The following is a 10,385-nucleotide window of genomic DNA, read 5'->3' as shown; positions in this document are numbered from 1 at the left end:
AAAATATTTAAAACTGACATTCATGAAAAATTTTTAAAAATGTCTAAAAATCGAAATAGAAAAAATATTTACAATAAATAATTAAATAAAAAATAATTATTGAGTTTTAGACCAACATTTACATAAAGTTTACTTTCTCATATATAAATGTAACTGTTGGTTATTATACTAATCTATTTTTTTACGGATAACTGAAATAATTCTTGTTAAACTTCTATGCATCTTGATTCCGTATTGCTCTACAATCTCAAAACCCACATCATCAGCCATAGGTTTTAAATCCACATAGTGTGGACTTGCCATGCAAAGATATGCATCATCAAGCATATTATCATAAATTGATTTAAAGAACTCTCTAAAAATTTCTTCCCCATCAATATCTCCAGTTGTTGTTGATATTCCATAAGGAGGGTCTGTTACAACAGCGGATACCATCTCATACATTTTAAGTTCACGGACATCAAGATTAAAAGTTCTGTAATCTGTAATGCCATAATGCTCTAAATTAATTGCTGTACCATTCTTCATTTTCCAGTAAATGTCTGAACCTACAACCTTACATCCAATAATTCCCGCTTCAATCAATATTCCTCCAGTTCCACAAAAGGGATCGAGAACCAATTGGCCCTCTTTAACTCTAGCCAAATTGACCATGCATCTTGCCAGTTTTGGACTCATGGATCCCGGATAGAAAAATGGCCTTTTATGAGGTTTGCTTTCTTCAAAATGTTTTTTATTTAATTTAATCTTTTCAATGGCTATATAAATAACCTTTTCAAATGCAACAATCCTAACTAATGATTCAGGTTTCTTAAGATTTACTTTAGTATCATCACAGTTTTCAAGTATTAATGAACCTATTTTTCTCTCATAAGCCACCGTATCAATCTCGGAATGAAATCTTTTAACTCTCACTGCAAATGTTTCACCAATATACTCCCCCCAATTAATCGAAGCCACATCTTCGTTTAAGTTTTCAACTGATGATGTCCGTATAATCTCATGAATTTCATGGGTATAGCCCAATCTTTTTGTAAGAGTTTCATAATAATCATCACATTTATCATCTTGAATTTCTTTTAAAATTACCAGACCTTCTGTGATAACCTCAATATCAGCGTCAATACTTTCACAATCCATAACTGCCCTTAGTTCTGCTTTAGGCAATTCGGGGTGTTCTTGAGATTGTATGCATAATAATTCCATTATATTCACCTAAATCCAAAAATTTTTACTACATTCTTAAACAAAAATGAAGGAATGACTTTAAATACCAATCCCCTTTTTATAGATTCTTTAACAAGCCGGGACTGATCATCCATGTCACCATATTCTGAAATCAATTCTTCCCCATCATTTTCCTTAAGTTTTAAAAATAAATAATCCAAATCATCATTAGATAACAAATGAAGAGTTTTTTGAACTTTAATTTGATAGCTAAACTCTTTTTTATATCTATTCATAAATTCTTCATGATACTTTTCCAGAATACTCAAATCATCCTTTTCAATAGCTTCAAAAATGTATTCACTAGCGAATTTACAAGCATCAAAAGCTATTAATAAACCTCCACCGGATGTTGGTTTTATTTGACCTGCAGCATCTCCAATTAGAATTGCTCTTGACTTAACCATTTTATTGTCTTTATTGAAAATTGGAATGAAACCTTTATATTTTTCAATGATTTCAAATTTAAAATTATTTTTTAAGAAATTCCCCAAAATCAAATCCTGCTTTTTATGAGAATCATTGGAAAACAATCCCACCCTATATACATCATCTACAGTAGGTATTATCCAGAAAAAACCCGGTAAAATTTTATCAAACATCCCTGCATCCACATAATCTTTGATATCGGGAATATCACTTTTTCTAAAAGAATTCATTTCATCGGAAATTATTTTAACAAGCATTTGTGATGCTGCATAATTGCTTTGGCTATTCCCCATATGATTTGATAGATTAGAATTATATCCATCACATCCCACAATAATCCTGGATTTAATGACATGATTATCATGAAGCATTGTTAAACCATTCTCTATATCAAAATCAATAGCTTTTTGATTGATTAACTCAACACCACTATCCACAGCTCTTTTTAACAAAAATTGGTCATAAGCAACCCTATCAATTATATAAGCCGCATCACCAGATTTTTTAACTTTTAAAATTTGATTTGGAGAGTGTAGGAATGCTCCCCTAACTCTATTTATAATTAGATTATCCGGAAGTTCATTATACTCCGTAATATGACTACTTAAAATTCCGGCACATTGCAAAGGATAACCAATCCTTGTTTTCTTATCCAATAATGCTACAGATAAACCTTTTAAAGATAAATAATAAGAAATAGTGGAACCAACTGGCCCCGCCCCTACAACACATACATCATAATTAAGATTCATTATATGACCTTATTTTTTAAACTTATCAAAATGTCTTCTAATCACTTTTTCACTAGCTTCCCCAATATCCTGCGGTTGATTTTGTGAAGCATCTTCCACATCCCCATCATGATAAAATCCTGATTCATTATCATGAGAGTATTCGTCATTACTTTGAGAATACTCCTCCCTTACTCTATTATAATAACCACTTTGTGAATATGAGTTTGAAGCTCCTTCATATCTTATAGAATTCCTTTCACTGCTCCTATAAAAATCATCCCCATAGGGTTCATATTCATATTCCTTATATCGTTTATCATTATAACCCAAATCTTCAGGATAATATTCATATTCCCCTCTTTGCATATCTCTTTCACGACCAATAGGAGTTATAGGTTCAAATTCATCATAATAATCCTTTCCACCAGAATAATCATCATTCAATTGGAAATTTCTTTCAAAAGCAGGATTATCGCGAGGAGACATATTATGTCCATAAAAATTTCTAGAATTGACCATATGGGAAAAGATAATTTCTTCGACCTTAGACGGGTCACTAATATTAGATAACTCCATTTGATTGTTATCATATGCACTAAATACTGAGATAGAACCTACCCCAAATAGTCTTGCAATAATGCTTTGAGATGTATTGATATCTTGAATTGTTGCATAAGGCATATAATTTTTCTTACTGGACACTACTCCGGATTTTATAATTATTCTAGAATCAGTTAATGTATACTCTTTAGAATACCAGCTTAAAAGTTGCCATATTATATAAATTATAATAAAAAGAATGATGATGAAAAAAGCTATTGCCGTATATCTGGTTAAAGAGAGATTAATCCGAGAAACCATATAAACTTGCATTTTACCTACAAATTTAATTGCTCCAGATGAAACCATAAGAACAATAGCCAATAAAACAACACCATAAATTGCCTTTTTACAACCAAAAAGCATATTTGGTTTTGTTTCATAAAGAATTCTCTCGTTGGGCATATCATCATTTCTATTAAACAACATAATTATACTATTAGAATTTCTTTTAAATAAAGTTTTACCAAAAAAAGATTAAAAAAATAAGCCTCAGCTCGCCCATCATTCATCACATATCAGAGCTCATAGGGTTCATCATAGGCTTATTATACATTAAAATTAACCAAACATTACGCCGGCTTCAGTTTTGAACAATTCATCCTCTTTAGTCTTACTCATTACCTTATCTATAGCATCCATAAAGTCAGCTACTGTAATAGACTCACGTTTTTCACGAATTGCAAACATGCCCGCCTCTGTACATACAGCTTTTAAATCAGCTCCTGAAAGACCATCAGTCAAATCAGCGAGAATATCAATATCCGCTTCTTCATCCAGTGACATGTTCTTAGTATGGATTTTAAGAATTTCGCGTCTTCCATCAACATTAGGAAGCGGAACTTCAATAAATCTGTCAAAACGACCTGGACGCAATAATGCAGGATCCAGAATATCCGGCCTGTTGGTTGCACCAATAATTCCGATATCCCCTCTTGATTCGAATCCATCAAGTTCTGCAAGCAATTGCATTAAAGTACGTTGAACCTCTCTGTCACCACTTGTAGAACTTTTAAGTCTTTTAGCGGCAACTGCATCAAGTTCATCGATGAATATAATGGCGGGAGCTTTCTCTTTAGCTAATTCAAATACTTCACGAACAAGTCTTGCCCCTTCACCGATATACTTTTTAACAAATTCAGATGCTACAATTTTAATAAAAGTGGCATTAGTTTCATTAGCTACAGCTTTTGCAAGTAAAGTTTTACCTGTTCCCGGAGGACCGTATAATAATATTCCTTTTGGAGGTTCGATACCTACTTTTTCAAATAATTCAGGTTCTGTCAAAGGCAGTTCAACAGTTTCTTTAACTTCAATAATTTGTTCTTCCAAACCACCAATCTTATCATAGGTGATGTCTGGTTTGGTTTCGATTTCCATTCCTGAAACATTAGCATCCTTTTCTGATGGCAACACTTCAACAATACCGAATGTTTGCTGGTTTAACGCTACCCTTGAACCAGGCACTAACAAATTTTCATCTAAAAATTTTGAATAATTTACAAGGAAACTCGGACCTGTGCTACTTTTTACAGTCATTCTATGATCATCTAAAACTTCAGTAATAGTTGCCAACACAAGAGGTGGAGATCTAAATCTATCCACTTCTGAACGTAATGATTTAGTTTCTCTTTCTAATCTGATTTTTTCATTTTCAATTAGGACTTTATCCTTTTCTAATTTCCTAACTTTCCACATTAAGTTACTTTTTGCTTTGGATTTTTCTTCTCTTAAATAATTAATCTCATCTTGTAAGGATTCAACTTTTTCTATTAATTGTTCTTTTGAAGAATTTTCCAAGTCATCAAAATCATCCATGTGAATCATCTCCAGTTAGTTTAAAATTCTACATTCATTGTTACTTTAATAACAATTAGTAACTTTAAATATTTAAATGTATTCATTTCTATCCATACTAACAATTATTTTTATTAAGCATAATTAATAAAATAATTAATTAAGCAAACAAGGAAAACTGATTAATATGGAATGCGAAATTTGTGGTAAACCTGTGCCAGAACATAATCCAATAAAGGCGAAAATCGAAGGATCAGTTATGGTAGTGTGTAAAGAATGTTCAAAACTTGGAACAATTCAGAAAGCACCTCCTAAACCAAAATTTAGAAAACAGAATAAAGGCAAAAGACAAAATAATAGTAAAGGTAGAGTTTATTCTAGAAATGACGAACCGTCTGAAGAGTTAATTGAAGACTTTGCACTTGAAGTCAGAAAAGCAAGAGAATCAAAAGATTGGTCTAGAGAAGATTTAGGTAAAAAGATAAACGAAAGGGTTTCAGTCATTACCAGAATTGAAACCGGAAAAATGACACCTGACATAAAGCTTACAAAAAAATTAGAAAAGGCATTGAATATTAAATTGCTTGAAGAAGTAAACAATGTTGATTTAAATCAATTTGTCAATAGTCAAACAGGCGAGCGCACATTAGGAAATATAATGAAAATCAAAAGGAAATAGCTATTTTTTAATATAGCTATTTAATTTCTCATTTTTTATATGCCTTTCCTTACCCTTAATTGTGTAATCAATCATCCCCTCATTTTTGGCTTTATGAGAACGATAACCTTCAAAAGCTTTAGCAGTATCTAACAAATCATATAACTTATTATAAGCATCATATTCTTCACTAACAACTACAATATGGGCTGGAGGATGAATTTTTTTTACTTGTATGATGCTTAATGTAGCATCTTCTTTTACAAAAAAAGCAACAGCAATATTAGATTTGGTTTTGAGTTTTGAGTTTAGAATACTTTCAACTAATGAATCAGCAAAAGAAGTATCTATAACTTTAGGTTTAGTAATCAAATTTAAGTTACCATGCCTTTCCATATCTGCAATTGCATTAAGCACTTTTGAATTGCTTTCACCCCTAACTAAAATTAATGCCATAATAATCACTAAAAAAATAATTTTAAGGTGAAAAATCACCTATTTTGGAAAGATTTTAAAAGTCTACTTCTGAATAAAACAAGCAGTATCAGGATTATACCGACTACTGTTTGAATGCTGCCTAAAATATTTAAAATGTTACCATCAATAGGCAGGTCCCATGAAGGAGAAGACCTGTCACCTGGAAGTGCATTATAATATACACCAACGGCTTTAGAACTTTGTTTTACATTTAGATCTTTAGGTTCAACATGGTCAACACCCATTAACAAACCATTATTGATAGCCCTATTAATAGAACCTGCAATAGCAGAAGCGTCATAACCATTTTTAGCAACAGAAGCCTCCACAATTTCTTTCGTAGTTGCAGCTAAACCAGGCTTATCACTTCCATAAACTGAAACACTGACTGCATTTGAGCTAACCGTTAATGCATTGCCTAAAGCCTGATATGCATAAACTGTTTTTAACTCTCCACCACAAACCGGACATTTATCGTAAGATTCAGAAGCGGGATAACCTCTAGACCAACCACAATCCTGACAGGATTTAGCATATTCCTCATCCATGGCATAACCTGTTTTATTCATGTCTGGAGGAGTGAACATGTCTCCAGTGGAAATTCCTGAAACGAGGTTTAATCCACCCCCACCGTATTTTTCACCAGAATCATTAGCCACTTCACCCATTGCTTCGGACAATATGGTTGTGGCAGGATAACCATCCCTGATCATTTTTCCAATATTCATTGCAGTTTCTTTACGAACAGACTCCGCAGTACCATATAATGGATTTCCCTCAGTATTCCTCAAGTGAATAATAGCTCCTTTTTGACCCGGCTGTAATGTGGCGACACCACTGCTGTACGGGGTGACTTTAATATTATTGCTGAAATCATCAACAGTAATAACATATGCATCGAAAGATCCTCCAATAGCAGCGCCCATAGTAGGGCCACCTACAAGAAGACGTGCCCCATTATACCGAGATGCGATTGACGCAGCTGAAGCGGCAGATACATTATTATTTAGACTGGCAACAGCATCAATAACTGACTCCAACCTTGTATCAGAACTACCGGTACCCCCTGATAGTACCGCAAATTGATTAAGTTTAGACATTATAAATGTTGATTGGAACATGTTTTCTGCAAATGACATACTCCCCGCTGCAGCACCATTTGGGTCTTTTCCGGACGGGTCAGTAATAATGATAATGTTACAAGTAGCTGCAACACTACTCATTGTCATTAACAATATTATTAAAAAAACAATTGAAACTTTAAATTTATTCAATTTATCCACCCGCACCTGATTTGTTTTCAAGTTCAACAGAAGAAAAGTCTTCGATAACTGTTACGGTAACAACACCAGTGTTTTTATCAACCTGAACATCGGCGGCGGTAATAGGTTCTACTGAAGTACCTGGAACCGTTGACTGTGTAGCGAATTCTTGAGCCGTTTGAATTGCATCTTGTAGCGAAACTTCTCTTATGGATGTTTTTAAAACATCCCCATATATTACACTACCATCTCTGAACCCTGCTTGCATTACATTATATCTGATAGTATCCACCGGAACAACATCATTTCCTTTAATGATTACTCCGGAAATAGGAATACCCTCATTTATTTCATCAGAGGATGCATAGGCAACATAAGTAATTAAACGACCACACAAAATTAAAATAAATGCCAATAATAAAATAATTAATGTGTCTCTCCTAATCTTTATAAACATGTTTATATCCTCTTTTATCAAATATCAACTATATGAATAAAATTATACATTTATTATATTGAGTTAATATTATATTTAAATTTATATTATATTCTTTAAAAGTGATTCGGCTGGATCCATTCCCTGAGCGCCGATTAATAAAATAATATCATTTTCATCTGCTTTTTTATAGGTTTCCATTAAACAGTCTTCAAGATTATCATAATGAATAAACTCAATGTTATTTTCATTCAGGGTATTGAAAAATACTTCTCTTTCATCATCTTCAACAAAATTTAGATTATTCACGACATCATTACTTGAAGATAGAATTAATTTAATATTGTCATCCATAGATTCGACAATAGCTTCAACATTTAATTTATTTATTTCAACTCCTCTTGAACCTCTTATTGAACATACAACATATAATGTTTGGTTTGGAGGGAGTAGTTTAATTGTCTCGGAGATAGTGGCTTTGATGCCATCAGGATTATGTGCAAAATCATCATAAATTAAAGGTTTATCGTTTAGTTTGGCAAATCTCCTATTTAATGCTTTATATGATTTAACTCCATTAATTATATCATCCATGTCCAGACCTAGTGAAATACATGCTCCGACAGCGGATAAGATATTCTGTATAAAATGATAACTATTAAATGGCAATTCATCATTTGTTAAAATTGTATTTCCCTGATAGATTATTCCTTCACCATCATGACAAACAGCATTTTCACAATCGATTTCGGACATTGATGTGTAAAATGGATTTTTCACATCCAATTTCATCACTAATTCATCATCACAATTAATTACACATGTTCCATCGCCAATAGTATTGGGAACTGCAGTTATTTCATCAAATACCTCTTCAATTGAGTTGACAAGACCGATATGGTCCATTGCAATATTTGTTATAACACCCACCTTAGGTTTAACGGCATCACTCATTAAAGCGGCATGATTTTTCATTAAATTGCCTAACCATCCCTGAACTTCAGATATTTCAATAACCAAGTAATCCAAATCACCATTAGCCATGACCTCCTCTGAAATTAATTTGGAAACCATAGGATCTATCAATGTATTAAATTCGGATTCGCTATCTGTATTAGTGAGAACATGATATCCTGCAGTTTTAATAATATGATAAATCAAATGGGAAGTGGTTGACTTTCCATTAGTTCCGGTAATAACAACATTTGTCGAATCTGGAGAAAATTTCTTTATAGTGTGTGATAACGCGTAAGCATTAGCCAATTCGATTTTATCAGTGATGATTAATGGGAAGTTAAGTTTTTCGGCCATTTCAATTGCACAATCTTTCGGAGTTTGTGTAATCAAAGCAGCAATATTCTTATCAAAAGCCATTTCAATTCCTTTTTCATTAATCCAATGCCTTATAACAATATCTCCAGTATGTGCATCATTTAAAAAAGTGAATTTTCCTGTAAAACCGTCAATTGAGAAAAATTCATCATTTCCAACAAGTTTTCCGTTTATTGAATTAACCAAATCTTGAATATTCATATAATCACCCCAAAAAAATAAGAAAAATAATAATTAAAATATGTACATCTTAGCAAGAATGCCAATAATGCACAATGCTGCAGTAGCACCCCAATAAGTAAATATGATCTTTTTTTCAGACATGCCGTAATGATTTAATGTGTGATGCAGGGGTTCAACCGGCAATTTAATAATATGGGCTCTATGCAGAAGACTTACAACAACAGAAATGATAGGAACGCCCAATGCCAGAACTCCAAAGTAAGGAATATCACAAACCATTACTGCTGTGGCGTAACCGGTTCCCAATACAAAGGATCCTGTATCTCCCATAAATATGGAAGCAGGATATTTGTTGAATACTAAAAATCCCAAACATAATCCGGATAGAATTAAAAATACCGGAACGACATCCGCTTGTCCAAACAGATAACCATAAACACAACATGCAATGGAAGCGATGGCAACAATACCCGCAGCCAATCCGTCCATTCCATCAATCAAATTCACTGAATTAATACAACCCAATATTCCGATAACCACAACCGGAATGGCCAATAAGCCTAATTGAAATCCGCCCAAAGTTGTAACATAACCTGTAAATCCTAAACATAACCCTAAAACAATTTGACAAATAATCTTTTCCAGTTCCTCCGGTTCTGTTTTAATTGGAACTTCGCCGATTACCTCAACTTTACCTGCTTTAAGCAATTCTTCAACTTCTTCTTTTGCTTTTGGAGTTGCGACACGCACCTCCTCTTTAGGTTGGACCTCCAGTCTTCCCAAAGAGATAACTTCATTCGAACAATTGACTACAACTTTTTGGACTTCTTTAACCTTAAGACCAATCAAATCATCCACTAAACCTACAATACCTCCGGAAAGCATCATAAATGAAACGATTAAAATAGGAGTATTTTGATAATAAAGAGCGATAATGATGGAAATTGTGAATAAAAATGCTATTCCTCCCATTGTAGGAGTGCCAGCCTTATGCCTATGTTCACTAACTATAGGATTGTCTGTAATCCTTGCATTAATCAATATTCCCCTTACATAAAACGTGAAGAACATTGAAGCAAATAATGTTACTAAAAATAAAATTAACATATCTGTCATCATACCACTCAATAAATTGGTTATGTAAAATACTTTATTGATAATACTATATAATTATAACTTATAACACAAATTGACTCTTTCAAAAACTTTGTTGATTTGAAATTTTTTGATGAAAATTAGTTTTGAATTTT

General features: G+C 32.9%; 10 protein-coding genes. 1 reads left to right on the top strand and 9 read right to left on the bottom strand.

Going from position 1 to position 10,385, the window contains the following annotated elements; translation table 11 throughout:
- Positions 1-168 precede the first annotated feature (168 nt).
- The 4 genes from ACKI4K_RS05540 to ACKI4K_RS05525 form a co-directional block, all read right to left on the bottom strand.
- Complete coding sequence (locus ACKI4K_RS05540) at positions 169-1,206, bottom strand: TIGR01177 family methyltransferase (RefSeq protein WP_407423078.1); 1,038 nt, start codon at positions 1,204-1,206, stop codon at positions 169-171.
- A gap of 5 nt (positions 1,207-1,211) precedes the next feature.
- Positions 1,212-2,408, bottom strand: coding sequence for a geranylgeranyl reductase family protein (locus tag ACKI4K_RS05535; RefSeq protein WP_407423076.1), 1,197 nt, complete (start codon positions 2,406-2,408; stop codon positions 1,212-1,214).
- A 9-nt stretch (positions 2,409-2,417) separates the two neighbouring features.
- Positions 2,418-3,419 (bottom strand): PH domain-containing protein, encoded by a 1,002-nt coding sequence (locus tag ACKI4K_RS05530; RefSeq protein ID WP_407423074.1) that lies wholly within the window; start codon positions 3,417-3,419, stop codon positions 2,418-2,420.
- Between the two features lie 132 nt (positions 3,420-3,551).
- Complete coding sequence (locus ACKI4K_RS05525; RefSeq protein WP_407423072.1) at positions 3,552-4,808, bottom strand: proteasome-activating nucleotidase; 1,257 nt, start codon at positions 4,806-4,808, stop codon at positions 3,552-3,554.
- A 166-nt stretch (positions 4,809-4,974) separates the two neighbouring features.
- On the opposite strand from ACKI4K_RS05525, the gene ACKI4K_RS05520 reads away from it, so the two are divergent.
- Positions 4,975-5,466, top strand: a complete 492-nt coding sequence (locus ACKI4K_RS05520; protein ID WP_407423070.1) for a multiprotein bridging factor aMBF1 — start codon at positions 4,975-4,977, stop codon at positions 5,464-5,466.
- Here the strand turns inward: ACKI4K_RS05520 and ACKI4K_RS05515 are convergent, their stop codons facing one another.
- The 5 genes from ACKI4K_RS05515 to ACKI4K_RS05495 form a co-directional block, all read right to left on the bottom strand.
- On the bottom strand, positions 5,467-5,901 hold the full coding sequence (locus ACKI4K_RS05515) for a DUF356 domain-containing protein (RefSeq protein ID WP_407423068.1): 435 nt from the start codon (positions 5,899-5,901) through the stop codon (positions 5,467-5,469).
- A gap of 35 nt (positions 5,902-5,936) precedes the next feature.
- Entirely contained in the window at positions 5,937-7,151 is a 1,215-nt protein-coding gene (locus ACKI4K_RS05510; RefSeq protein ID WP_407423080.1) for a hypothetical protein, read from the bottom strand.
- Positions 7,152-7,197: 46 nt separating this feature from the next.
- Entirely contained in the window at positions 7,198-7,641 is a 444-nt protein-coding gene (locus ACKI4K_RS05505; protein ID WP_407423066.1) for a hypothetical protein, read from the bottom strand.
- A gap of 81 nt (positions 7,642-7,722) precedes the next feature.
- Positions 7,723-9,153 carry a Mur ligase family protein gene (locus ACKI4K_RS05500; protein ID WP_407423064.1) on the bottom strand — a complete coding sequence of 477 codons (1,431 nt, stop codon included), beginning with the start codon at positions 9,151-9,153 and terminating at the stop codon, positions 7,723-7,725.
- 33 nt (positions 9,154-9,186) lie between these two features.
- Positions 9,187-10,251: a glycosyltransferase family 4 protein gene (locus ACKI4K_RS05495; RefSeq protein WP_407423062.1), complete on the bottom strand. Its 1,065-nt coding sequence runs from the start codon at positions 10,249-10,251 to the stop codon at positions 9,187-9,189.
- Positions 10,252-10,385 lie beyond the last annotated feature (134 nt).

The sequence above is a fragment of the Methanobrevibacter sp. genome (genome assembly GCF_045644645.1).
GTDB lineage: Archaea > Methanobacteriota > Methanobacteria > Methanobacteriales > Methanobacteriaceae > Methanocatella.
The sequence above is the reverse complement of the archived record's forward strand: the minus strand, read 5'-3'. Positions and strand labels throughout refer to the sequence as shown.

Coding starts and splice junctions, on each gene's coding strand:
- ACKI4K_RS05530 (WP_407423074.1), bottom strand. CDS start 3,419: ATGTTGTTTAATAGAAATGATGATATGCCCAACGAGAGAATTCTTTAT.
- ACKI4K_RS05510 (WP_407423080.1), bottom strand. CDS start 7,151: ATGACAATGAGTAGTGTTGCAGCTACTTGTAACATTATCATTATTACT.
- ACKI4K_RS05505 (WP_407423066.1), bottom strand. CDS start 7,641: ATGTTTATAAAGATTAGGAGAGACACATTAATTATTTTATTATTGGCA.
- ACKI4K_RS05520 (WP_407423070.1), top strand. CDS start 4,975: ATGGAATGCGAAATTTGTGGTAAACCTGTGCCAGAACATAATCCAATA.
- ACKI4K_RS05525 (WP_407423072.1), bottom strand. CDS start 4,808: ATGGATGATTTTGATGACTTGGAAAATTCTTCAAAAGAACAATTAATA.
- ACKI4K_RS05515 (WP_407423068.1), bottom strand. CDS start 5,901: ATGGCATTAATTTTAGTTAGGGGTGAAAGCAATTCAAAAGTGCTTAAT.
- ACKI4K_RS05535 (WP_407423076.1), bottom strand. CDS start 2,408: ATGAATCTTAATTATGATGTATGTGTTGTAGGGGCGGGGCCAGTTGGT.
- ACKI4K_RS05500 (WP_407423064.1), bottom strand. CDS start 9,153: ATGAATATTCAAGATTTGGTTAATTCAATAAACGGAAAACTTGTTGGA.
- ACKI4K_RS05495 (WP_407423062.1), bottom strand. CDS start 10,251: ATGACAGATATGTTAATTTTATTTTTAGTAACATTATTTGCTTCAATG.
- ACKI4K_RS05540 (WP_407423078.1), bottom strand. CDS start 1,206: ATGGAATTATTATGCATACAATCTCAAGAACACCCCGAATTGCCTAAA.